Here is a 26,156-nt window from a genome sequence, read left to right on the forward strand (position 1 = left end):
GGTAAATGTTTTTTTCTTGTTCCCTACTCCCTACTCCCTATTCCCTACTCCCTCATTTGTAATAATGCCCTGAATAATTGTCTATCAAATCTGATTGTGCATTCACCAATAACTTCTGTTTATTCAGTCCAACTTAAACCTCAAGAAGTCGAGTTGAGCAGAAAAAATAATACGGTAAATTACAGATTAATGTGGTAAAAGTGATGTGGTAAATGTTTTTTTCTTGTTCCCTACTCCCTACTCCCTATTCCCTACTCCCTCAATAGATGAGAACAATTGCTGAAATTAACGACAAAATTTCCAACAAAAAAGCCGTTGTCTGTACAATAACAGAACTCAAAGCCAGAATTGCTGAAACAAGTATTACCCAAGCAGCAAAAGAAGTTGATGTAATTACAACTGGCACCTTTGAGCCAATGGAATCCTCTGGAGCTATCATCAACTTGGGACATACTGACCCCCCCATCAAAATTCGCTCCTGTTGGCTAGATGGTATCCCAGCTTACTCAGGTTTTGGAGCCGTGGATTTGTATCTTGGGGCAACTCAAATAGCTGAAGATTCTGAAGAATCTAAAGAAAGAGGTGGAGGCCATATAATCGAAGACCTAATTGCAGGTTTACCTGTCCAACTTAGAGCAGTTGGTCAAGTAACAGATTGTTATCCACGGGCTACTTTTGAAACTACCATTACCCGTGAGACAATTAACCAGTTCTATTTATTTAACCCACGAAATTCATATCAAAATTTTATAGTTGGTGTGAATGGTGGCGATCGCCCTCTATTTACTTATCTTGGCCCTCTATTACCAAATTTAGGTAATGCGGTTTATTCTAATCCTGGTGCTCTTTCCCCATTATTCAATGACCCAGATTTAGAAGTAATTGGTATTGGTACCCGCATATTTTTGGGTGGTGGTATGGGATACATTACCTGGGAAGGTACTCAGCACTTTCCCCTACAAAAACGTCTTTCTAATCGTACTCCTATTGGACCTGCTTCGACTTTGGCCTTAATTGGAGATGCCAAACAAATGCAATCTCAATGGGTGCGTGGTTGTTATTTCAAAAATTATGGTCCATCAATTATGTTAGGTGTGGGTATTCCTCTGCCAGTTTTGAATGAAAAAGTAGTAGCTAACTGTGCTATTCAAGACCAAGATATTGTTGCGCCAGTGGTAGATTTTTCAATTCCTCGGCGGGTGCGTCCAACTTTTGGTCTAGTTAGCTATGCTCAACTCAAGTCTGGTCGGATCAAAATAGAGGGCAAAGTTGTCAGAAGTGCCCCCCTTGCGAGTATTTTCCTATCTCATCAAATTGCTTTAGAGTTAAAAGAGTGGATTGAAGCCGGAGAATTTACTCTAACTGAATCAGTTGCTCCAATTCCTATGGATAGAACTTTTTTACCATTTCTGGAACGGTGACATCCTCCCGACGCTGACCTGAAAGTACAGCGAGAGCTTCCAAACCTCACAGTTTGGCATTCCTAGTTTTTCTCTTGCGAGGTTTCGCCTCTGACCTAGACGGAGCTGTCTCCATCCCCGGTAGACCGACTGCATAGGCGTTTTCTATTCCCCAGAGTCCCTGGGTACTCAGTTCTTCTAGACCACGGAATCTGATTACTATAGTCCAAACTGCACTTACGAGAATTCACCCAATCCTTGATTTCCCGCAAGGCGTAGTTATAAACCTTGCGGGATATTTCCAGCCAATGCAGTATTGTTTGCTCTTGGATGGGGTCAGGGTAAAGTCGGTAGCAATAGTTCATGGTCAGAGTCATGGCAGCAATTTTAACACAGAATTATTAGTCACGAGAACTATATCTTTTGAATTTTGACTTCCGCGTAGCGGCACTATATAAATCAATTCTTTCCTCCTACTGCCTAATTCCTATTAATTCCCTTACTCATCTGGATTTTTCTTTCTTTTAGTCGGTTTAGGAAGAGCTTCTTTACGAATAGGAGGTGAATTTGCTGCAAAATTATCACTTTTAGGACGAGCTGTTCGAGGATAACTACTTCTTCTATTATTATTATTATTATTATTTTTATTAAATGTTTTCTTGCCTTTTGATGGAAATTGGCGACGATTATTTAACAACAGACTACCAATATCATTACCATATTGAATCACCAGAGATGTATTCTGGCGATGAATATGTAAATCCCAGAAACGATTTAATGGGCGATCGCCTAAATTCCCTTTTAGTTTCAGCTTAAAAAACCTGGGTTCTTCTTCACCTTTGCGGGCTGATTGTTGCACCTTAACTATTACATATTCTTCGTCTTGAGATTGATAAATTACTTCTCCTCGGATCGAAAAATAACCATCGTCTAAAATGGCTAAACTATCTGTCTGAGTTTCAGGAATAGGAACAATAGTAGTTTTTTCAGAGTTATCTGTGTCCTGTGTTTCTTGTATTTTTTCTTGAGCTTTATCATCTTCAGCAGTGGGAGAAATACTTAGAGAAGAAGAAGTTTGCTGCTGTTCTTCATTTGTTAATTCAGTAGAGAATTTTGCTTTTGTTCTTAGGGTTTCTGGTTCCCATACCCCCATAATTTGAATATGTAGGTCATTATTTTCTTGTCTGGTACGAGGATAAACTACCCAGAGATGTTCTGATTCTAGGTCTAAATGATTTTTTAATAGACTCATTACCCGGCCTAACAATACAGCATCTATTTCTGAACCATCTGGTGTTTGTAAGCTACCTCGTGTAAATTGTTCTGTAGAAGGTTGATAACGACCCCGAACTAAACCTATAGCTCGGTACTGTTTTGGTTCGCTAGGTGGAGCAATTGGATGTTGTCGCACAGTCGTAGTATTCGGAGTATCAGTTTCAGTTTGCTCCTGGTGCTCAGATTTTGCAGAATTCAATGGTTTAGTATCCGTCACAGCTAAAGTATTAGTATTATTAGTTCCTTGATGGTGTTCTTTGGCCATATCTGTGCCTGAAGATTCATTTATTGATTTCACAGTGCTATCAGAACTTAGGCCATTAGTTCGTCTGGAAAGACTTTGCTTAATATCTGATTTATTAATAGCTTGCTCACTAGGAGGGGCCTCGTGAGATGTGGTAGATTTATTTGTATTGTGGGAGTGGTTAACAGAAGAATTCATAAAAACTCCTATGAGCGGAGATACATCCCTTATGGGAATATAAAAAAATACAAGCAATAATCTAATCTATACATATAGAAATTCTATTCTTAGATTAAGAAACGGTTAATGTTTAGATGCCCAGAGATTCCACAATAACACAGTTATTTTGGCCTGAGCTGCTAATGCCAATCAAGATTTTATGATAATTGGACTAATTAACTTAGGCTGAGACTGAGACACTGTCATTTCAGTTATTAGTTAGCCTCCTATGGTCGGAACTGCGCAATTCAGTACTTCTAGCTGAAGCATCGGGATTGACACAAGGAATATTCTCTTTTCTCAAGGGGAGATTGGATATGGTTAGGTAACCCATCCATCCCATCCTAGGTCATGCTCCGCAAACGACCGCTTTTTATCCCCTATCTAAGGCGAGGCTTTAAACCACTATTTTTCGGTAACAAGATTATGTATAATTAAGGTTTATGGCTACTATGGTTCAGGTGGGACTGAAAACCAAAAACTATGGCTTTCAGTGAGCAAGTCTGATTGACTTTTGTTTCAGCCTAGCTAAAAAAAATTAGTCTTGGGTAGGATGATTAACCTTGCTATTGTAATTAATCCAATTAGATTGTCGATCAATCCGTAAAGTAATGGTAATTTTTCTGGAAAAGATGTAGGCAAAAAAAATTATTGTTGCGAAAAATTTTAACTGAAAAAGCAAGAACACATATCATTTCCGATTAAATGGTTGTCAATAAAGAGGGAGGAGTCAGGAGTCAAGAGTCAGGAGCGAAGAGGAGGAAAAAGAAGATATAAAAAAAAGAAAGTTTTTTGATCCCTAATTATCCAGACATGGTATCACCTGGTCAAACTTTGCTTTTGTTAGATCCTATTCCTGGTGAAGATGGAAGTTCCTGTTCTACCCGATCGGGTCATTACCCGGTAGTTTACCGAAAAATTGGGTTTAAAGCCTCCCCCTTTTAGGGGGACTTTTTAGTTAATTTTATTTCAATAAATATGGTTGAAAAGTCAGGTTATGAAAGCGAGATTTAAGTACCGTATCTATCCAACGCCTGGACAAAAATACCGATTAGCCAAGCTCGGCAGGTTGTGTCCGCGTTGTCTGGAACGATAGTCTAGCTTGCTGCCAACAAAAGTATAAATCAGAAGAAAAGAAGCCCACTAATGCTGAACTTCAAAAACAGTTTATCACTCAAGCTAAAAAGACTGTAGACAGAGAATGGTTATCAGAGGTTTCTGCTATTCCATTGCAGCAATCTTTAAATGATTTAAACCAAGCTTATCAAAACTTTTTTCAATCAAGCAAAGGCAAGAGAAAAGGTAAACCTATAAGACCTCCACGATTCAAAAGTAGGAAGTCAAGACAGACTGCTAGGTTTACAAAGGGAGGGTTTAAAATTGGTCAGCATAAAGTTTATTTGGCCAAGATAGGAAAGCTGAAAATAGTTTGGTCAAGAGAGTTACCCACTGCTCCATCATCAGTAACAGTAATCAAAGATTCAGCTAATAGATATTTCTTAAGTTTTATAGTAGAAATACAACCAGAAACTTTACCTGAAAATGAAAATTCAGTAGGTATAGATTTAGGAATTAAAACTTTTGCAACATTAAGTGACGGAACAAAGGTTGATGCTCCTAAGCCACTCAAAAAACGGATCAAGAAATATCGAAAGTTAAGTAAGTTATTATCTAACAAAACCTTAGGGTCGAAACGATATGAAAAAGCTAGACTGAGAGTTGCTAAGTTCCATGCCAAATTAAAGGATACTAGGGCAGATTTTCTACATAAATTATCTACTGAAATAATTCGTGAAAACCAAACAATTGTTTTAGAAGACTTGAACGTTTCAGGTATGGTCAAAAACCGTAACCCACCCCCATCCCCTCCTGGGAGGGGAGCAAGAGGGGTGGGTATCTGATTTAGGCTGGAGACAATTCCGAACGCTATTAGAAGGAAAAGCGGAAAAATACGGTCGCAATTTTCGAGTAATAAGCAGGTGGGAAGCAACATCTCAAACCTGCTCTAGCTGTGGTTTTAAAGATGGTAAATTAGACCTATCAGTGCGAGAATGGGAGTGTCTCAACTGTGGTACAAAACACGACAGAGACAAGAATGCAGCAATAAATATATTAGTCGCGGGCGGGCAGCCCGAGACAAAAAACGGACGTGGAGGCAAGCGTAACCCACCCCCATCCCCTCCCGGGAGGGGAGCAAGAGGGGTGGGTGCAGCAACCTGTGAGGCGTCAACCCACCGAAGAGCTAAGGCTCGGTAGGAATCCCGGTGCCTTTAGGCCGGGGAGGATGTCAAATTCTATATCATTTCAGTTATCAGTTTCTTGGCCACTTAATCTAAAATCTAAAAACTGTTACGCAATAGTTTAATTACAGTAGTTTTCACTCATGTTGACTACAAAACTTCTGCCTTCTGCCCTCAGCATAAGTGCTTTTAAATCAAAATCTTTGTATTCTATATTAATGAAAAGCCCTATAAATGCAAGTATAAAGAGCGAGAAATGTACTGGGTTTTACGGTCAATGCCTGTCGCCGGAGTGCTGCCGACAGTTTCGGCTGTCGCCGACATAAACAGGTCGAAGCAGGAAGTCAACTTCAAATTGTCACTTTATGTGACGCTTTGTGTCAGTTTTAAGGAGCAGAATTTAATCCAATGGTAAATAAAAATCGTGGTTTTTTGATGGCGGTGGTGGTGCTAGTAATAATTGCTTTCTTGGGATTTTCTCTCTCTCCATTGTTAGGGGGATTATTAGAGGCCAATCAACAAAATAATCAACCTACTCCATCGCCAAATCAGACATCTGTAGCAGATCAAGAAGCAGATTTACTGGCACAGGTGCGGGGTTATGAGTTAGTTTTACAAAGGGAGCCAGATAATTTAACTGCACTCCAAGGACTTTTACAAGTAAAGTTAGAGTTAATTCAGTCAGGTAAGGGTAATATCGAGGAGGTAATACCCCCACTGGAAAAATTGTCTGAACTAAATCCTAGTAGTACAGATTATAATGTTTTACTAGCTCAAGCTAAAGCATATACAGGCGATCGTGAAGGTGCTGCTCAGATTTATCGTTCCCTTCTGACTAACAAACCAGGCGATTTAAAGGCTTTGCAAGGTTTGGTTAATTTGTTGTTGCAACAAGAGCGCCCTGAAGCAGCTATTGGTTTGTTGCAAGATACACTCAAAGCTGCTCCTGTTGCAAATCAAGTCCAAGCTGACAGTATTGATGTAGTCTCTGTGCAGTTGATTTTAGGGCAGGTTTATGCCGAGCAAAAACGCTACGATGAGGCGATCGCTGTTTATGATGAAGCTATTAAGGGTAATACCGAGGATTTTCGGCCTATTTTGGCTAAGGCAATTATGTTAAAAGAACAAGGTAATACTGAAGCTTCTCAAGAACTTTTTGATCGAGCAATAGAGCTAGCTCCTGCTGGATTTAAGGATCAAATAAATCGGGAAGCATCTGCTAATTCTAATTCTGAAGCACAAGCATCTCCGGAGGCCAATTCTACAGAGACCAAGACACAAGAGTGAGATAAATAATCTAGATTGGAAGTAGTTTCAAGTGAGTCAAATCTCTATACTAAAAAAAATAACTGTTGGAGAGATGACTGAATATATTTGGCTCTGATAATTTCTCAGAGTCTTTTTTTTGCGAATAAACGACTAACACTAATTAATCCTATTCCTAATACTATGCCTGGATCTATTAGTGGTTGAGAAGTTTTTTTGTGAAGATTATATTGCCAATTTCCTACCTGAGCTGTCACAAATTTTGTTTGGCTTTTGGCATTAAGAAACTTGTATTCCAAATTAGTTTTTTCTAGCCATATATTTATAAGTTGTGCAACTGCTATTGAGGAAGCAATAGCTTTTGAGTTGGGTTTAATCACATCATTAATTACAGCAGTAGGTTCTATTTTAACAGTACTTTGAGTTGTTTTAGCTGTTAAAAAAAATTCTGAAAAATGATTGGCTGCCTGTGCAGAAGTTAGATTGATCGTGCTGTAACTAAGAATAGTAGTAACAGCAACAGAGGCTATTTTTATCAAATGATTTTTCATCTCAGTGTATTCCACAATACTTTATGAATATTTTTTAGTCTGGAGACTTATTTCGACAACTTTTGTTAATTAAACAACCCAGAAACATTTCTGGATAGTGCTTTCAGGATTTTTCATCCCAACAGTAATATTACTGATATGCAATTTTTATTGTATATCAATTGTTTGAAGTTGTGTATCGATCAAATAACTGAGGTGTCATGATTTATATCATTGACAATTTTACTTTTTTATGAGTGTTTTTCCGTAATTGCCATATTTATTTTTGTAGGGTCTAAATAGATATACGGAAGTATATGGAAGTATATAGTTATTTTATTCCTTGATGTATGGTTAATTACTCAGGGGTTGTCACCCCTTAAGGTTTAAACCCTATACTTAATTATAGATAATTTATAGAGAGAATTTTGATCTAAATTTTGTCTGATGATTGAAAGATAACTTGGTTTTTGATCAAAAGTTAGTAATTTTTGTAGTTTACTTCCTGACAATTAAAGGGATATACTCTTCATGTCACAACCAATTTAAGATTGCTGTATGATTTATCATCCATTAATGCTTTGTTTGATGACTACTTGAAAATTTATGGCGCTACTTGAATAGGGAATAGGGAATAGGGAACAGGGAACAATAGACTTTCAAAGGGTTTCAGGATGGGGAAATGTCCTAATCTTAATGCGTAGTGCTATAGTATTTTTTCCTAACTCCTAATACCAATTTTATAAATGTTTGCTACAAATATTCAGGGGATTTTTGTTTGAGTAAACTCACCCCCAACCCCTCCCAGGAGGAAGAGAAGAGAAGAGAATAGAATAGAAGCGGTGCGAGCGGATTGCGTTAGACGCAAGCGGTACGACCCCCCGACGACGTTAGCATTAGCGTTTCGCTGCGCGACATGAAAAGCAAAACTCCTCTGTAAGAGGCAGCTCCTCTGCAAGAGGTAAGTCGCAAGCGGTCGGAACCAGGCGTTTTGCTCCGCAACATGTAAAGCGGAGCGGCTCTGCAAGAGCGGGTCTCCTCGCCATGGGAACGCCGACCAAGAGAGGGAACGCGCACTCCTGTGAGGGAATGCTGACCAAGAGAGGAAATGCGCACTCCTGTGAGGCAGAAGTTTTGTAGTCAACATTTTGGAAAACCCCTATATTAGTTCATAAATTATCTTATTAGTCAGAAAGACATCTCCCATAAAATATGCACGATTGCCCTTATTATTCGTAACATTCTTTTTTTGAAATGGTATAACACCTACCACCTTTTTTTCAGGATATATAGCCAATAAAATTGGTATTATATAGAATCCGGTTATATAATATATGTTGATAATTCTATAAATTACTTCAATATTGAATAGAACCACCTCCCCATCTCCCCATCTCCCCCAACCATATAATCAGTATTCAACCGGATTTGATATTATTCCTACTCAAGTATTCCTGATTTCTTATTTCAATATCAAATGAAAAACTTAAAGCAATCTCAACAATTTATCCCTCAAAAAAAAACTAGATTTCCTCTTAGTTTGCTTAATTACTTTTGAACTTTTTATAGTTATAATCTACCTCGGTAGTATCCTGGTCAGCGGTCAACCATACCCCCCATTTGACATGAACGGTAAAATGACTATTTCTTCTTTATTACAAGCATTACATCTGTTTGTAATTGGATTGATACCTTTAATATTACTATTTCAAGAATGGCATTCTCAAATATATCCTTCTCGCTGGTTTAAATTAACCTTTGCAACGCTCTTAATTTACGGCGCTATTGATGAAGTATGGAAAATTCATCTACAACTAAAAAACTGGATTCCTTGGTTAGGTGAACGGGGTTGGCTTCAAATATATATAGTTCTTTTTATTATGCCTTTGATTATCTTCTACTCTGAGTTGCGATTTCTCTGGTGTTCTTACCGTAAAGAAACTTTTTTAGCACTACTAGGAATGTTTATTTTTGGGATTGGAGGATTTGGGGCTGAGGTTTTTAAAGATATTGCCCAACCTCTGCTTAGTTTATTCTTTACACAAGATTTTTTGATAACTTTTATTGAAAAATTCCGCATTGCCTTTGAAGAATTTTTTGAACTTATTGGAGAAAATTTAATTGTCTATGGATTTTTGTTATTTTTGAGTAAACGAGTAGATGAAAATAAACAAATGCTTAGTCAAAAAGTCGCAAATACTCAACCTTAATACAAACATCCATTGCCAAATTTAAGCCCACATCTAATGCTTTATTTGCTGACTGCCAATCTCTCACTCCTAGCTGAGTCCAAATAGTTTTAGCATGGATAGCGATCGCTGCTTCTACGATTTCTGGTAAATATTCAGAACGACGGAAAACATTAACAATATCCACAGTTTCAGGAATATCTTGTAAAGTAGCATAAGTAGGTTGACCATCAATTTCTTTAACTGTTGGATTAACGGGATAAACCTTGTAACCTACCTCTCGTAAAAACTGAGCAATTTGATAACTAGTACGCTCTGGTTTTTCCGAATGACCCACCACAGCAATTATTTGAGAATTTTTCAATATATCTCGCTTTAAACGATCATTTGTATTCAAATTTACCATGATTTTTCCAATAAAAAGATAACTATCAGTAGAACTATGTTAAAATATTAATATAACTTGATGAACGTATTCTGAACCAGGTTATATTTTGATGTATTTTTATTATAAAAAATCTGATTTTATCAGTCAATGAACCAACCTATTAATCTCTTCGAGTATGAGTCTTTAGCACCAAAACATTTATCTCAAATGGCACTAGATTATTATGCTAGTGGTGCATGGGATGAAATTACTTTGCGAGATAACCGTACTGCTTATGAAAAATATAAACTTCGACCTCGAATGTTAGTAGATGTTAGCCAGCGAAATTTAACTACAAAAATTTTGGGGCAACATATTAAAATGCCGATTTTAATTGCTCCTATGGCTTTTCAATGTTTGGCTCATCCAGAAGGAGAATTAGCAACAGCAAAGGTGGCAGCAGAATTAGGTATAACAATGGTATTAAGTACCATGTCAACTAAAAGTTTAGAAAATGTGGCATTAGCAACAAATGTACCAAAAAGTTTGTGGTTTCAACTTTATGTACATCGCGATCGCTCCCTGACTCGCGCTTTAGTGGAAAGAGCAGAATTAGCAGGTTATCAAGCATTATGTTTGACAGTTGATGCGCCTATTTTAGGTGTCAGGGAACGAGACCGAAAAAATCAATTTACTCTACCATCTGGTCTAGAATTAGCTAATTTAACATCAATGGCAAATTTAGAGATTCCTGACACAGAAGAGGAGTCTGGTTTATTTGCTTATTTTGCTAATCAACTCGATGCGGCGCTTACTTGGCAAGATATCGAATGGTTGCAGTCATTAACGTCATTACCTGTAGTAGTCAAAGGAATTTTACGGGGAGATGATGCCATTCGAGCAGTTGAACATGGGGCAAAAGGAATTATTGTTTCTAATCATGGTGGTAGACAGTTAGATGGAGCGATCGCTACTATTGATGCTCTCCCAGAAGTAGTTGCAGCAGTAGGAAATCAAGTTGATGTGTTAATGGATGGAGGTATCCGCAGAGGTACAGATATCCTCAAAGCTTTAGCATTAGGAGCAAAAGCAGTTTTAATTGGGCGTCCGATTTTGTGGGCGCTAGCGGTGGACGGAGAAACTGGGGTGCGTCATTTGTTGGAACTATTGCGTGATGAATTAGATGTGGCCATGGCATTGAGTGGGTGTGCTAATATAGAAAATATAGATGCTAGTTTGGTACGTCAATTCAGCTAGTAAAATTGAAAATTTATATCGAGTTTTATATTTATATAGGGACAAAAAAAATGAACAAATCTAAAATAGTTAACAATCCCAAAGTACATGAAATAGATGAAACTAAAAATACAGGTATGGCTTACCTTTTATGGTGTTCTGGTTTCTTAGGTATTTGCGGATTACATAGATTTTATTCGGGGAAATATGTAACAGGCGGTATCTGGTTAGCTACCGCAGGTTTATTAGGAATAGGTCAATTTTTGGATTTATTTTTTATTCCTGGAATGGTAGAACAGAAAAATCTGAAAATGCTGAAGAAACGATTAGATTCTGGGGATATTTATAATTATTTTCCCCAGGAACAAATAGAGAGAATTTTAGAAAAAAATCCTCCCAAGTCAGACACACAAATTATTCTTGAATTGGCAAAGAAAAATCCAGAAGGAATTTCTATAGCAGATTGTATTATTGCCACAAATAAAACAGTACCAGAAATGAAAGAACTGTTGAAAAATTTATATAAAGAGGGACTAGTTGAAATTGAAAATCACCCCGAAACAGGGGCAGTTATTTATAAAGTTTTTTAGTAAGCATTCAGCCGTTAGCCATCAGGTATGAGTTATTAAATAATTTTTAGGGAACAGGGAATAGGGAATAGAGATTAGTATTAAACTCTACCTCAATATATTCAAAAGTGCTTTCAATAATGAATAATTAACAATTAATAATTAATAATTACCTCTTCTTAAAACTGATAGGATTGGTTAAAAGGAAATTTTTTTCTTCTCTTGGTCGATTGGATATGGCGTTTAGCGTTCCGCACAACTTCGTTAACGCTGCGCGACATGAAAAGCGGAGCGGCTCTGCAAGAGCGGGAGACCTCGCCATCCCATCCTAGGTCATGCTCCGCAAACAACCGCTTTTTTCTCCTTGAAAGGAGAGGCTTTAAACCTTAATTTTCGGTAAAATTACTCCTACTACTATAGCAAGGTTATAGTAATACCAATTCACTTTAAAGATGTCACAAATAGTTTCAAACTTTAAATGTCAAATAATTGCCTTAAACCTTTCTCTTGTCAAAGTTTTTAGCCTATCCAATCTAACTTCTGAATTCTGTGAAATGGTATAACTAAACAGCGTTCAGCGGTATAAAAAAGGAAATTTTGGATTTTCTTGCCTCCTACTGAATTAGGAGGTACTGTTAACAAAGTTTCTCCGACAGGAGGCTAACTGAAATGGCCTTGACCTAGAAAGTGTATATTAATTATTTATGAAACAACTAAAAGCTGACCGCCAGCTAGCTAAATGCTTGCAAAAAGATCAGGAATAATCAGATTATAAAACATAGGCTTTTTGGTTAACGAATGAAGATTTTTAAACGGTGTAAAAATGGTAAGTATGAATGAAACACAAACAAATACACTGGCAATTGCTCAAGCAGCTTTTGAGAAATTGACTCACGGTTTAGCAACTGGAGAATGGGAACAATTTTTAGATATGCTTACTGACGACTTTACCTTTTGGTTTCCTGTAGGCAAATTTCACGGTTTAAACGAGGGAAAAGACCGTGCCAGAGAATTTTTTAAGTATGTTTCTGAAGCCTATAGTGAAGGACTCTCAATTACTTCTTTAGACCGCATTACTAGCAATGAAACAACAGTGGTCTTTGAATTTCGAGATGAAGGTCCTATGTGGGGAAAACCTTATAAAAATCGAGTAGCAATTTCTTTTGATGTCCGAGGTGACAAAATTTGTGCCTACCGAGAATATTTAGGTAGTGATGGTAAGTCGAATTAATTAATTGGAGATGTCTATTAGTATCTCCAATAATAAAAAATAAAATCAATTATCCCACATAAATCATCAATTATTTCTCCCTACTCCTTGCTCCGTGCTACCTACTCCCTCTTTTGTGGAGAAGCAAAAAATAGGCTCAAATATAGACTGGCATAGGCTTTGACGTCAAAAAGGTATAAATCTTTAATCACTAAGGGTTCTAGCCATTTTTAGGTCATCGACCTAATTCCGTTGTCTAGACTAACTTTAACCGATTTTTTCTCCCAGAACAGGATTTATAAATGTCCTAACCTTAATGCGTAACGCTATATACCACTTTGAAAAAAGAATACTACAAAAAGCTGCATCTCCGATAGAGATGCTTAAAAAGAGCAACTTTATCAGTCATATAAAATCCGGATAATTACTATAGCCTACGTCATTGCGACTGGAACGGAGTGGAAGGAAGCAATCTCAGGGATGCGCGGAGATTGCTTCCTTCCGTGGCAATGACGACTGTTCAACCGGATTCTATATCAGAGATTACTTTTAACCCATATTCCGCACGTCAAGTTGTAATATTAAAAGTATAGCGCTCCGCGCTAGGGAATAGGGAATAGGGAATAGGGAATAGTAAACTGTCAAAGGATTTCAGGATTTAGAGATGTCCTAACCTTTGCTTCGACTGCTATAGTATAAAAAATAGTAGCGCGGGTTCGTATTTATACTCTATAAATCCTATTCATTGACCTTTCTCAGGAGTCAGATTCTCAGGAAAATATTAAGCATAAATACTCAATTACTTACTCCTATTGACCACTTTAATTGCCTCCTGTCTCCTGTCTCCTGTCTCCTGTCTCCGTTTTTCATGCTACATTTTGTCGTGCGGAATGTAGGTTTTAACTTTTTCCTTTTGACTTTTGACTTGCGTGTAGCGCCATACTATTACTTTGATTTAATTCCAGTTTGCAAAACTTCCAATACTTGCTGCATATTTCCTGCCAACATAGCAGACACATCTAACCACAACCCTGGAAATACTATAGAATAAATTACTCCCCGTTCATTCGGTACCAAGGAAATATAATCCCCATCCTCTAGACTAAACCAATCAATTTTTTGCTCAAACACCTGCCACACAATATATTCCCGTACTCCACTGCGCTGATAAGCAAGTTTTTTATCCCCTAAATCTATAGTTGCACTACTAGCAGCAATTTCCACAACCAGTTCCGGTGCCCCTTCTATATACCCATCATCGCTAAGTCTAGAGTTTCCACCACTTTCCGGGTTAATTAGCAAGACACCATCCGGTTGTGGTTCATTATCAATATCCAAGCGAACTGTTGGTTCAATTCCCATTTGCACTTCAGGTGTAGCAACTTTGTATGTCCATAACCAACCAATAATATTACCGTGAGGTTCAGCGTGGGGTTGGAAACGTAACGGGGATGCCATATAAACGACTCCTTGAATTAATTCAGCTTTTTTAAGTTCTGGCATCCCTTGATAACGACGCTCGAATTCTAGTCTGGTTAGGCGATCGCCATTTTCTAGTGGAGGCAATTGATAATTTAAGGTTTTATTAGGTATTGAAGATGTCATAGTAATAGTCTTACAGTAGCTTTCAGGTCAATGAACCACATTAAAAAAATTATAAGCCTGTAGGGACGTTGCATGCAATGTCCCTACTTTGTGGTCTATTCATTCGTCTCCAGGAGCATTTGCACTTTTAATATCCCATCAGAATCTATATGAACTTTTAATTAGGGCTTGCTGATTAAATATCAAAGCACTGACAGATATTGCTTTGAGCCTTTTTTGGTCGAAAAAAGTGCGCCTGTTTCGGTCCAAAAAGCTCATGCATGCTAGTATTTTGGGATGATTATGGCAGAAAAATCTTGGGACAATTTTTACGACTACCTCCTCTATAATCTCCATTTCTCCAGTCTCGTGTCTCCAGTCTCGTGTCTCCTACCCCTACCACTCATACTTTCCATAAGCAAACCCTAATTAAACAGGACTTACGCAGAACCGCCATATCTAGTAAGGGCGATTCGCGAATCGCCCCTACATATGGCGTATAATTGCATATTTTGCGTAAGTCCTATTAAATACTCTGCACAATTAACCTCCTATTCTTTGGTCTGAAAACTATAGATTTTTTCTGGCAAGCGATCGAGTTCAATTACAGGAATATTTTCTGCTTTGAGTTTAGCTTTTACTTCCTCATTTTCATGTTCCAATTTAATTCGACCTTGTAACTGAGGAATTAAAGTTGACCACTGCACTTGACTCAACTCTCCAACTAAAACAATTTCTGGTCCCTCATCTACTTCTAATTCTGACTCCATTAACAAATTCATCGCCACGCTAGATAAAATTAAATCTGCATCCTCAGCAGAAATATTGCTGTTATCTATTAATAGAGCCATCTTACCTCTATCTGGATGAGTCACCAGACTTTTGATTACCTCTTGTAATTCTAATCCCAGCGTTTCTTCCGGTTGCGACCAATCTGGGAATATAATTAAATTTATTTCTGTTAGGGAAAAAGGTAATCCCTCAGTTACAAAGTATTCTGTAATTTCCCCTCTAGTTTTGGTGTTTTGCTTGTCGCTGACTATCTCTAGAAAACGCAAAGCGGTAGGAACTGGTGAATAATTTTCAATTGCCCACTTTCTGCCTGCAATGGATATCCTTTCTAAAATTTCTGGTTCCTCCACAAGGCGATCGACCGTTGCCTGAATATTATCTAAATCGATACCAATATAGTGTTTCCAATTTTCTGGCATTACTGGTAAATTAACACCATACTTATCAAAATCAATATGAAAAGTCACACATCCAGCAGCTAAAGACTCCCAAAATCTCCAACTATCCCACCATTCAGCATGAAAGTTTTGACTATCGTTATCTGGAACAATGCAACCTCCAAAAGCAGCACAAGCAAGAGATTTAGTTAGTCTTTGATAATATTCAGGATGATGACGTTGACCAGTTTGCTGCCAGAGAAAATAATCATAATTATCTTCTGGTGGTTTATCAAAATTTTCACGAGAAAAGTCAAGTTTGAGAATATTTTTTATTACAGGGTAAAAACGTTCGTCAGCAATTTTTCTTAGAGGAAAATTTACAGTGTATTCTATCCATTTATCATCTTTTATATAATCTGTTCTTTGTATTCCTGGAATCTGCACCGAAGCATCTATACCAAATAATAATAATGTGTCATGTTTTACTCTATAATTAATTAGTAAATTAGGTGTTCGTTGCTCAAATTTGCTAACTTGTTGAGTCGATTTTAAAATTCGATTAGAGATACCAAAAAACCAAGGGTGTAAATTATTCGGATGTTGAACAAAATTATTACAACCCGTTCTTAAAACAAGATCAAAATTTCTCATCAAAGTAGGATTTAGGTCATATAATAGGAGACTATGACCATCTGTATCGTCTAAATAAACAGTTATATATTTTCTTTTCTGATCGAACAAACCTTCAGGTATCTTTTGATGATTTTCAAACCAGTGATTGCTTAAAACTACAACTGAACAATCCCAATGATTGACACTAGAGTCATAATTAAAAAGATATGATTCTGAATCTAATCCGGTTTTCCAATAATTGAAATTAGCATAAAATGGAATTCTTAAAACTTTTAACCCATCAGCGATATTAATCATTAAATGCTCATAAGCTTGTTCATGGCATAGATAAAAATAAACTGAACCAGAAAAACTGGTTTGACTATGGAATTTTTCAGTAGCTATACTGGTTGTCATAATCAATTTTTATTTTGATTTTTAGTTGTCTAGTTGAATAATGCAATTTTCTCAGCTTTAGCTTGAGCGATCGCTTCCTGATTCTCATTATCCAATTTAATCCTACCTTGCAACTGAGGAATTAAAGCTGACCATTGTATTTGACTCAACTCCCCAACTAAAACAATTTCTGGTCCCTCATCTACTTCTAATTCTGACTCCATTAACAAATTCATCGCCACACTAGATAAAATTAAATCTGCATCTTCAGCAGAAATATTGCTGTTATCTATTAATAAAGTCATCTTAGCTCTATCTGGATGAGTCACTAGACTTTTAATTACCTCTTGTAATTCTAATCCCACCTTTTCTTCTGATTGCAACCAATCTGGGAAAATTATCAGATTAAATTTTCTTAATTTTAAATTTGAATATAACTCATCTTCTTTAACTACTGGATGATTTAAAAAATACTTACTATCAAGATAACCTTTGATTCTTTCCATCGCTGGTAAAGCACCAACTTTCTCCTTAGCTAAATCAGGGAGTTGAGATAAAACCTCTGCTATGTTGTTGGCAAAATTGTACTTGGGATTATCACCATACTTCCAGGTTAACCACTCTAAAGTTTCCATTGCTACGTCATAAAAACTTAGTATATCCGCAATACAAGCTAATTTCAACAACTTCTCTGGAGTGTTATTACATGACTCTCGATCGGATGATTGCTGAATCAAATCCCGAAAATAAAAAGCATCTGTCCATATTAATTGACCGGGATGCTGTTTAGAGACTATAGAACCTCTACGACGAGAATCTCGATACAAAGTTTCAAAATCTAAAAAGGTAAAGCCACTTTTCCTCAAATATAAGTCAATATCAGCAAATAAAGGCTGATTTTCATACATAGCTGTAAACTCTACTTCTACTTTTAGGAAGAGAATGCTTTTTAAAATATCCTTAGCACCTTCTAAAACTTTTAGTTCTCCACCTTGGGTGTCAATTTGTATAAAATCAATTTCATTGATTCCCTCAGAATGGCAAAAATCATCTAAAGTAGTTGTTTGGATCTTTTCTTTAGATACTAACTCTATTATTCTGGGGTTGTCTGTAAAGCGATCGATATACGACTCACTAGGAGGATACAAAGAACTACAGTAAGGAGATTTAGTAATATATAAAGTTTGAGTTCCCACGGAATCCCAAAGAGCTAAAGGTATGTGTTTTTCTTGGTAACTAATTTGTTGTTTTTGCAGCTTGGCGTTCATCTGCTCACAGCTTTCCCGATCGGCATCAAAACCGTATATCGTCAGATTAGGAGACATTAAACCCCAATCGATACCTTCATACTCTTGGCCTTCATAATTTCTAGAACCCACAATAGCTATGGTTAAATGAATATCATCTATTTTGCCATTTTTCTTTAAGTTATCAACAAATATTGGCATCCTTAAAATTTCCTCTTTTGTTTAGTTTTTTTAAGTTTAACTATTAGATAATACCACTTTGAAAAAAGAATGCTATAAAAAGGTAGATATTGAGCGTATATGCTTAAAGATAGCAGATCTAATTTGTTTTAGATAGTTATCTCTATCGTTTTTCCTTTTTTTGTAATGTTTATCCATTCTTACTTCTTGCTTCTTCTTTCTTTCTTACTTCTACCATTTGTAGCAAACATTTATAAAATTGGTATAAGTCACTGATACTTAGAGCAGTAATATGAGTTGCTTTTAAAGAAGCGCTTGCATCTTTATATTCCAACTTAATCCGACTTTGTAATTTAGGTATTAAAGCAGATTTAATTCATGACAAGCTCTAAATATTCCTGAAATACCTTTTGAAATAAATATCCCATTTGACTAGAGTAATAGCGACTATCCAAAAACTGCGGATTAGCCTGCATTTTTGTCTCTATTCTGTCGCGATAAACTGCTCGTAAATCAGAATTATTTCCCAAGTTAACTGCTAATTGAATATAAGTATCTTCACTATCTGCAATTAATTCTGGCATCTCAAGATACCGCAACAAAGAAGCACCTCTGCGAGAGCGAGCAGATTCTTTTTGCATAACAACAGTAGGTAAACAAATCTGTAATGGATCGATTAATGAAGTCATCCCAGAAAATGGATAAGCATCTAAATAAATATTTGCCAGTTTCAAACATTCTTTAATATCAGCACGATTTGGTAAAGCATTGAGCAAACATAGTCGCTTTTCACTGACACCATACTTACTTAAAGTAGCAAAAAATCGCTCTTTAAAAGCTTCAATTGGATAAGTTGGCGCCCAATTAGGATTAAACGGATATAGCAGAAGCATAGAGTTAGGAACTTGAGCAATTATTTTTACCCAAGTTGCTTCTACTTCTGGGATAATTTTATAAAAATTAGCACCTGATATATAAACTACTGTATTCTCATCAATATTTAGTTCTTTCCTGCTAATAGTTGTTGTTACTGATAGTTCCTTTTCTATAGCAAAATCAAAACATTGATCTGGTCCGTCTAAAGTTACTAATTTTTCTGTGTAATGTTCTTTAGCATTAGTTTCTGAGTCAGTAAGTTTGCTGGAGATATAGCGATCGATATGACGCATTCCCGTAGTGACAGGAGAATTCATTCCCACAATTTGTATTCGTGCCAAACGATGGAATGCGAGTAAAGTTATGGCATTAGTTTGGGAAGTAATATTAGTAGAAATAAACAGAATATCTAAGTCATCCTTACGAATAGCTTTTACTTGAAGTTCGAGGTCTTCTGGTAATTCAATTGCTGCATCAGCATGGTCATAACAATATCTTTCCAGAGGATGACCACTTGCTTGTAAATAATAGAGAATAATTTCAAATTCTTCTCTGTTTAAGTGTTTATATACAGGCAAAGTAGCAAAAGTTTCTGGATGAGGTTCAAAATTATTAGCAATAATTCCCAGACGAATCTTCTGGCGATCGCCTCCTCTTTCTGGAAAATCATAATCTACCTGATACCCTTCAATTTTTAAGGCAAATTCGATAATTTCTGCACGTTTTTGATAAATTTCTTTTAAATTTTCTTGACTGAAATACAGAAATAATTTTGCTTTGAGAGTAAACCATTTAGCTATTTGATGAGCAGTCTGATTATTTGGGTTTTGGAAAATAAAGGAATGAATATCGTTGACTACTTTTTGCGTCTGTTCGTAGTAACTTTCTACATCTCCTATTTGTCTAAAAAAACCTACAGGTTGACCGTTTTCAGTCGTTCCTTTTTCTAAAATTTCTAACTCACTTAAAATCTTTTATGCTTGCTCTTTCTCTGTTAATGATTCAGATTTAATTTTGTTAATAGGTTGTTTCTCAAAGTTATCCTGCTTGGGAATAATTTGTTTTGATGACAAATCAATCCCATCCAACTTTTCTTTTAAGCTATCCACCGCTATCGATGGAATGCTATCTGCTTTGACTTGAGCTTTTGCTTCTTCATTCTCATGTTCCAATTTTATTCGACCTTGCAGTTGAGGAATTAAAGCTGACCATTGTATTTGACTCAACTCCCCAAGCAAAATAATTTCCGGTCCCTCATCTACCTCTAATTCTGACTCCATTAACAAATTCATCGCCACACTAGATAAAATTAAATCTGCATCCTCAGCAGAAATATTACTGTTATCTATTAATAGAGTCATCTTAGCTTTCTCTGGATGACTCACCAGATTTTTAATTACTGCTTGTAATTCCAATCCCACCGTTTCTTCCGGTTGCGACCAATCTGGGAAAATAATCAAATTAATTTCGCTTAGTTTAAAAAGTTCCCATCCACCAGTTTCTAGACTAATAGCTCGCAACCTCTCTATACCTTGAATCTCATAAACAGCCAGATTTTCATCGACAACAGTTATTGCCTCCTCATTCTCATGTTCCAATTTAATCCTACCTTGTAACTGAGGAATTAAAGCTGACCGCTGTATTTGACTCAACTCCCCAACCAAAACAATTTCTGGTCCCTTATCTACTTCTAATTCTGACTCCATTAACAAATTCATCGCCACGCTAGACAAAATTAAATCTGCATCTTCAGCAGAAATATTGCTGTTATCTATTAATAGAGTCATTTTACTTCTATCTGGATGAGTCACCAGACTTTTAATTACCTCTTGTAATTCTAATCCCACTGTTTCTTCCGGTTGCGACCAGTCAGGGAAAATAATTAAATTGATTTCCCTGAGATTTAAACGCTGTAAAGTTGCTTTCATTAAAGCAGCACTCATAATATCAGCCATTTTTTCCCAAGAAAATTCCTTCACTTGTTCTAAACCAGCAACAATTAGAGAATTACGAACTTTTGGCTTTTGCACTTCACACAGCGCGTCCGTTAAACCATCAACATCATTAGCATCAACATATATAGCAGCTTCCCCTGCAACTTCAGGAATAGAAGAATTAGCACAAGTAATCACCGGACAACCACAAGCTAATGCTTCAGCAACTGGCATTCCAAAACCTTCATATAAAGAAGGATAAACTAAAGCTACCGCACCAGAATAAGCAATTTTCAATTCCTCATCGCTGAGTATCAGTGAATGTAGGACACTACCAGCAGCATATTCCCTATATTCGTTAGCAAAGTTTAAACCACTACCAGTCCAGACTATTTCAAAACCTTGTTTACTGTAGAGTTGAGCAAAAGCTTGGAAAAATAAAATTGCATTTTTATAGTTACTACCAGCACCCACCAAAAGAAAATATGGTTTACTAATACCGTACTTATGTTTAAACCCATTTATTTCTGTTGTTGTAGCTGGAGTAAAAGTAGGAGCAACACCGCAATGAGCTACACTAACTTCATCTGCTTGAATATCTGGGAAAAACTTAACTAAATCCCTGGCAGTGTTTTCTGATATGGAGATGTAAGAAAAAGCCTGGGAAATAGCATGATGTTTTTCCCTCCACATGGCTTGGTTTAAATCAGTCTCCAATGCTTCAGGAATCATATCATAAGCCATAAATACCGAGGGTGTAGATATGGGAGTTGTGTAGTAAGTGGAGATAAATAAATCTGCCCCCTCTTCGTCGCAGACTTGCTGGAGTATTTGCTTGTCAGCGTCAGTGTTGTTGTAGTTATAAGCTGGAATTTGACGATACCGGATGCCAGGAATTTTAGGGGAAGTGTTGACGCGATCGAGTACAATTATATGTTGGGCAAATTCTGTTTTAGCCCATTCTCCTAATACAGAGCGCCAGACGCGAGCAATACCCGTACTAGAAAGTTGGAAAAATATACCGTCAATCAGAATAGTAGGCGATCGCTTTTCCATCTTTACTGGTTGTTGTAAATATTCTGGTTGCAAAAATTTCCAATTATCTCCAGTTATATCTTTTTGCGCCAGTGGAACTATGCCTAATGATTCAGCGCGATCGACCATCGTGTTATCTCCTACCCAGGCAAAATATTCGCGCAGGTAAACTGGGAACTTAGTTTGTGACTGCAAAGTTTGCCATTGACTTACTGCATTCCGATAACCGTAGTATTGCTGTTTAAAGCTTAATTGCTCTGGAGTAACGTAGGCAAAGTGTTGGAAAATTAAACCTTCTTTTTCTGTTTCTGCATGGGTAAAAGGATTGATTTGTGCTACGTTAACCCATTTTCCTGTGGGCAAAGGTGTTCCTAAAACAGGGGGTTCATGGGCTATCCATAAGCATCCTGGTTTAAATCTCCAAGTTCTTAACCAGTCTTGTTTAGGATTGTGTGCATAACAATTACGGGTACTAATAATTAGATTTTCTCCCACAAAATACCAACACCAATAAAACGCCGCAGTTTTTTCAGGATTTTCTATAAATGCTTTTTGAGCATTGCAAATTTGCTCAACAGTCCAGATTTCATCAACGTCTATTTGCCACAATAAACACTCTTCACGGATATTTGTAATTAAGGGTTCATTAACCATTTCCCGTTTGCCATCCCAAAATTCTCCTTCTGGTTTCCGATAAATTGTAATGTTATCGGGGTAAGCTTTAGCTAACTCATCCAGATATTCGGAAGTTCTATCGTTACTTCTACCTTTGTTGTGCATCTCATCAGTAATAACTCCTCCAGCAGATAAGCTCCAAGCTGTATCATGTTTTAACTGAGCTACGCCCTCAATAATGTGCCAATGCCAAGTAAAAGGCAGTTGTTTGAAAACCTCAATGTGGTATCGAATAAATGGTTCACCATTAAGGACTATTGTAAAAAAATGTATTGGTAATTCATCATTACTTTGCTTAAATTTATCGGAGTTAATTTCATTATAACTTTCGTTTCTTTGGAAAATTGCATATCCATTTCTGACTAGCTTATTTTTAGCTACTAAATCATAACTGTCGTCTTTAGTTAATAATTGATAATTATGGTAATTTTTAAAGGTATTAATGTCATCTAACATAATAATTTTAGCACCATATACTTTTCCTAGTTCAGCAGTTCCCGTAAATTCTGAACCATCTATGAGTACGACATCAAACAATTCTATTTGGTTTTCTTTTTTAACAATTTCAATACCATTTTGTGTCACTCCCGATGTCAAAATATATTCTATATCTTGATTTAACCAACCAATAATCGTTTTTGCAGAATAATTATTCAGATTAGTTGGAATTTGTTTATAAAACCTTAGTACCTGGTTCTCTGTTGGGAAATCTTTAATCCTAACTGAGGATAAGTTGTAACATTTAACAAATGATTCCTGGGAATAGGTTTGTTCCAATTCTACATATCTTGGTTGGGAAATTTCTAAACAAAATAGAGTAGGTTGATGAGGATTTTCTCTAATTCCCTTAACAAAAGCTTCTGTACTTCCTCCACCTGATGATGAACCAATTTCTAATATAGTTTTTATAGTAGCTTTACTTACTATTTCTTGAATAGTCATGTAAAACTCATCATCTTTAATTTCCGCTGGTATAATTTGGTTAAGTTGAGAATTTTGTTTATAGGATTTAACCAGTGACTCAAGTAAATTATTCGTTTTTTTGGTCAAACTAATTTCCTGCTCCCAATCTTGAAATTGTAGTTCTCTAGGATTAGGCAAATAGAAGTGAATACCACCATTTGTTGGTTCTGATTTCATGTATTTACGAACTTTATTCTGTCGTTCTTGTTCGTCATTAATAAACAAATCTAAATGATAAATGCTCAAATCTTCACAAATACCTGACGAATTTAAACCAGTTAGTACTTCGTGAATATAGCCACTGTATGATAAATTTTTGTTAAACTTGAACACACGCCTTTGACCATCTGGGAAATGCGGTGTACTTGAAATGTATTGTTTAATATTAAAAGGACTAATCCACTTTCTGGGTATCCAGAAATTATCTACATTTAAAGACTCTTTGCTCTGGCAAAGTTGCCTTAAAAAATTACAAGTTTTTACATCTATAAATTCATCTGAATCAAGAACAAAAACCCAGTCAGTTTTTACCTCTTTCAAATATACATTTCTCTGTTGAGAATGGTTCCCTGACCAAGGAGAGTGAATTATTTTGGCTCCATAAGATGCAGCTATCTCGCAGGTCTTGTCATGGCTACCACCATCAACAATAATTAACTCATCATAAACTCCATTGAGGGATTCTAGTGCAATTGCGAGAGTTTTTTCTGCATTTTGCACCATCATACATACGGAAAGAGTAGATATAACTGTCTTTTGGACTTGTTCTGTTACCAGTTTTATATCATCCCAAAATATTTCTTTACCTTCCCTAGTATTTTTTTCTAATACAACCAATAACCCATTATTTTGAAATTTTTTCCGACCTGGATATAATATTTCTAAATTCCCTTTAGTCTTCTCATCAATAGAATTTTCAAATATTAACTCTACTTGCTTACTTGAAAATTTACTTGCTTTAATAAATTCTAGATAATCTTCTGTAAAATACCTATTAATATGAGGTGAATTATAAACATAATCAACCATCAATTCTGCTGTTTCTTTGTCAGTATATTTGTATAGGTAATGGCATAGTTCATCGGGCTTCATCAACAAGTGTCCCCAAGGTGGAATAGGCGAATTGCCAAAGTCAAAAACTTTGCCTGCTCGATCGCTTATTTTTGGTAAATGATGCCCATCGTACGCTGACCAGATAGGCGAAAACATAGAGAATAGTTTTCCTCCTGGTTTTAAAGCCAGAAACATTTTATCTAAAGCAGCAGGTAATTTATGAATATGCTCGAAAGTTGCAATTGAAAAAATTAGATCGTACTTCCCGTAATATTCTTGGGGAAGATTTTCTATGTTTTCTAAGAAGAAATTATATTTTTCTAGTTTTCTATTATCAAAACCTAGATTAGAAGTATCTTTAATATTAGGAATAATTGTTCCTGTATGAGATAACCCTCCTGCTTCCTTAAGAGACTCTTCATAATCTGGAGTTTCTATTGCCGACCAAGACTTAACATGAAGATAATTAAAAACAAATTCTGATGGTAAACTCCCACCTACTTCTAAAACATCTTTACCTTCAAAACCTACTAAATCTTGACATATACGAGCAAAAGAAACGTGATAACTAAGATTAAACTTAGCTTGACATTCGGCAATGTTAGATTCTGTTAACATACAATTATTTTTAGGTCTAGGGCTAGTTACTTGCAAACAGGAAAGTCCTAAGCAAGACTCTTTCTCACTAGGTAATCTTCCCCTATCTAAAACTTTACTATCTTTAAAAAAGACTGACCTACAATTTTTGTCAGAGATTACTCCCTTCAACCTCCAACTTCACCTGTTCCAACACCACTTTATAATCCTCCCTCTCAGGATACAACCCCACCAACTTTTTCAGAGGAGCGATCGCCCCGTTCATCAGCTAATTTTTTTTCATGTAATAAAGAATATATTAACTACATTAATTTATTAAATCCAGCTTGCTGAAAATGCCGATCAGATGTAAAAGCTTCAGTAATACCTTCAAGCCTCATCACAACAAAACTAATACAATCAGTTAATCCCCAATCTTTATCAGAATACTGATGGTAAATTTCCCAACCCTCCTCTAATAAACTTTGTTCTAAAGGGATAATTTTAATAATATCTGGAACTTGTTTAATTCCATGAATATAAGCATAAGTTTTTTGACGTAGATTAGTTTTGCATAAAGCATCAGCTACTTCTAACAAAATAAATTCTGTTGTTACTAAAATAACTTGCTGTTGGTTCAGTCTAACCAGAATTTGTTTAGCTTTAGCTGCTAAATTATCACTACTATTAATCAAGGCTATCCAAGCTGATGTATCCACAAAAACTTTCTGGGAATTAATCATCATGCTTTGGTGTACCATACAAATAATAATCGTGTTGGTCTGCTAGATCGGTTATTCCTGTTTCCATCTGACAACTTTCTATAACAGAGAATAATCTATCCCACTCAGCTTGATTTTTTTCTTCTGACAAACCTACTGTTTTAGAACTCGTCGCTACATCTAGGAAAGTAATAATAACTGGATGATCTTCTGGATAAGAAACAGGTTCACTAGGATGAACCATGCCATCTTTAAAAATACCTTTTATTGACTGCATCATAACAACACCTAACAATAAATATTAATTATTCCATAATCAATAGCTTTTTCTGAACATGATACAAAATATAACGAATTAGATTGGTCTTTTTCAGAAATAATGAAAT

The 26,156-nt window shown here is 36.2% G+C and carries 19 protein-coding genes and 1 pseudogene; 9 read left to right on the forward strand and 11 right to left on the reverse strand.

Annotated elements, in window-relative coordinates:
- Positions 1-266: 266 nt before the first annotated feature.
- Positions 267-1,421, forward strand: coding sequence for a homocysteine biosynthesis protein (locus tag ACP6PM_RS05880; RefSeq protein ID WP_426582720.1), 1,155 nt, complete (start codon positions 267-269; stop codon positions 1,419-1,421).
- Between the two features lie 95 nt (positions 1,422-1,516).
- Here the strand turns inward: ACP6PM_RS05880 and ACP6PM_RS05885 are convergent, their stop codons facing one another.
- Both ACP6PM_RS05885 and ACP6PM_RS05890 read right to left on the reverse strand, forming a co-directional pair.
- Positions 1,517-1,777 (reverse strand): helix-turn-helix domain-containing protein, encoded by a 261-nt coding sequence (locus tag ACP6PM_RS05885; protein ID WP_426582722.1) that lies wholly within the window; start codon positions 1,775-1,777, stop codon positions 1,517-1,519.
- A gap of 122 nt (positions 1,778-1,899) precedes the next feature.
- Positions 1,900-3,117 (reverse strand): hypothetical protein, encoded by a 1,218-nt coding sequence (locus ACP6PM_RS05890; protein ID WP_426582724.1) that lies wholly within the window; start codon positions 3,115-3,117, stop codon positions 1,900-1,902.
- Between the two features lie 1,018 nt (positions 3,118-4,135).
- Between ACP6PM_RS05890 and ACP6PM_RS05895 the strand changes: the two genes are divergently transcribed.
- From ACP6PM_RS05895 to ACP6PM_RS05910, 4 genes and pseudogenes are all read left to right on the forward strand, one after another.
- Positions 4,136-4,234 carry a helix-turn-helix domain-containing protein gene (locus tag ACP6PM_RS05895; RefSeq protein WP_426582726.1) on the forward strand — a complete coding sequence of 33 codons (99 nt, stop codon included), beginning with the start codon at positions 4,136-4,138 and terminating at the stop codon, positions 4,232-4,234.
- 1 nt (position 4,235) lies between these two features.
- Positions 4,236-5,039: pseudogene (locus ACP6PM_RS05900) on the forward strand (RNA-guided endonuclease InsQ/TnpB family protein); the annotation flags it as partial.
- Positions 5,008-5,394 carry an RNA-guided endonuclease InsQ/TnpB family protein gene (locus tag ACP6PM_RS05905; RefSeq protein ID WP_426582758.1) on the forward strand — a complete coding sequence of 129 codons (387 nt, stop codon included), beginning with the start codon at positions 5,008-5,010 and terminating at the stop codon, positions 5,392-5,394. The pseudogene ACP6PM_RS05900 and the gene ACP6PM_RS05905, both read left to right, overlap by 32 nt.
- 392 nt (positions 5,395-5,786) lie before the next feature.
- Entirely contained in the window at positions 5,787-6,665 is an 879-nt protein-coding gene (locus ACP6PM_RS05910) for a tetratricopeptide repeat protein (protein WP_426582728.1), read from the forward strand.
- Positions 6,666-6,769: 104 nt separating this feature from the next.
- Here ACP6PM_RS05910 and ACP6PM_RS05915 read toward each other — a convergent pair whose 3' ends face one another.
- Entirely contained in the window at positions 6,770-7,195 is a 426-nt protein-coding gene (locus tag ACP6PM_RS05915; protein WP_426582730.1) for a hypothetical protein, read from the reverse strand.
- 1,616 nt (positions 7,196-8,811) lie between these two features.
- Between ACP6PM_RS05915 and ACP6PM_RS05920 the strand changes: the two genes are divergently transcribed.
- Complete coding sequence (locus ACP6PM_RS05920) at positions 8,812-9,384, forward strand: hypothetical protein (protein ID WP_426582731.1); 573 nt, start codon at positions 8,812-8,814, stop codon at positions 9,382-9,384.
- On the opposite strand, the gene ACP6PM_RS05925 is transcribed toward ACP6PM_RS05920, so the two are convergent.
- Positions 9,353-9,769: a CoA-binding protein gene (locus ACP6PM_RS05925; RefSeq protein WP_426582733.1), complete on the reverse strand. Its 417-nt coding sequence runs from the start codon at positions 9,767-9,769 to the stop codon at positions 9,353-9,355. The two genes, ACP6PM_RS05920 and ACP6PM_RS05925, sit on opposite strands and share 32 nt — an antisense overlap.
- Before the next feature lie 129 nt (positions 9,770-9,898).
- On the opposite strand from ACP6PM_RS05925, the gene ACP6PM_RS05930 reads away from it, so the two are divergent.
- The 3 genes from ACP6PM_RS05930 (at position 9,899) to ACP6PM_RS05940 (ending at position 12,766) form a co-directional block, all read left to right on the forward strand.
- Positions 9,899-10,987, forward strand: coding sequence for an alpha-hydroxy acid oxidase (locus ACP6PM_RS05930; RefSeq protein WP_426582735.1), 1,089 nt, complete (start codon positions 9,899-9,901; stop codon positions 10,985-10,987).
- A 50-nt stretch (positions 10,988-11,037) separates the two neighbouring features.
- Positions 11,038-11,556, forward strand: a complete 519-nt coding sequence (locus tag ACP6PM_RS05935) for an NINE protein (protein WP_426582737.1) — start codon at positions 11,038-11,040, stop codon at positions 11,554-11,556.
- An 802-nt stretch (positions 11,557-12,358) separates the two neighbouring features.
- Positions 12,359-12,766: a nuclear transport factor 2 family protein gene (locus ACP6PM_RS05940; protein ID WP_426582739.1), complete on the forward strand. Its 408-nt coding sequence runs from the start codon at positions 12,359-12,361 to the stop codon at positions 12,764-12,766.
- 924 nt (positions 12,767-13,690) lie between these two features.
- Here the strand turns inward: ACP6PM_RS05940 and ACP6PM_RS05945 are convergent.
- The 7 genes from ACP6PM_RS05945 to ACP6PM_RS05975 all read right to left on the reverse strand — a co-directional run bounded on the left by ACP6PM_RS05945 (position 13,691) and on the right by ACP6PM_RS05975 (position 26,050).
- Positions 13,691-14,350, reverse strand: coding sequence for a Uma2 family endonuclease (locus ACP6PM_RS05945; protein ID WP_426582741.1), 660 nt, complete (start codon positions 14,348-14,350; stop codon positions 13,691-13,693).
- A gap of 530 nt (positions 14,351-14,880) precedes the next feature.
- Positions 14,881-16,530, reverse strand: a complete 1,650-nt coding sequence (locus ACP6PM_RS05950; protein ID WP_426582742.1) for a glycosyltransferase — start codon at positions 16,528-16,530, stop codon at positions 14,881-14,883.
- A 29-nt stretch (positions 16,531-16,559) separates the two neighbouring features.
- Positions 16,560-17,957: an FkbM family methyltransferase gene (locus ACP6PM_RS05955; protein WP_338043213.1), complete on the reverse strand. Its 1,398-nt coding sequence runs from the start codon at positions 17,955-17,957 to the stop codon at positions 16,560-16,562.
- A gap of 350 nt (positions 17,958-18,307) precedes the next feature.
- On the reverse strand, positions 18,308-19,783 hold the full coding sequence (locus ACP6PM_RS05960) for an O-linked N-acetylglucosamine transferase, SPINDLY family protein (protein ID WP_426582759.1): 1,476 nt from the start codon (positions 19,781-19,783) through the stop codon (positions 18,308-18,310).
- A 3-nt stretch (positions 19,784-19,786) separates the two neighbouring features.
- Complete coding sequence (locus ACP6PM_RS05965; RefSeq protein WP_426582744.1) at positions 19,787-25,090, reverse strand: glycosyltransferase; 5,304 nt, start codon at positions 25,088-25,090, stop codon at positions 19,787-19,789.
- Between the two features lie 281 nt (positions 25,091-25,371).
- Positions 25,372-25,809 (reverse strand): type II toxin-antitoxin system VapC family toxin, encoded by a 438-nt coding sequence (locus ACP6PM_RS05970; protein ID WP_426582746.1) that lies wholly within the window; start codon positions 25,807-25,809, stop codon positions 25,372-25,374.
- Positions 25,784-26,050, reverse strand: a complete 267-nt coding sequence (locus ACP6PM_RS05975; protein ID WP_426582748.1) for a hypothetical protein — start codon at positions 26,048-26,050, stop codon at positions 25,784-25,786. The genes ACP6PM_RS05970 and ACP6PM_RS05975 overlap by 26 nt, the downstream gene beginning before the upstream one ends.
- Positions 26,051-26,156 lie beyond the last annotated feature (106 nt).

The organism is Dapis brunnea BLCC-M229 (assembly GCF_050015995.1).
GTDB lineage: Bacteria > Cyanobacteriota > Cyanobacteriia > Cyanobacteriales > Microcoleaceae > Trichodesmium.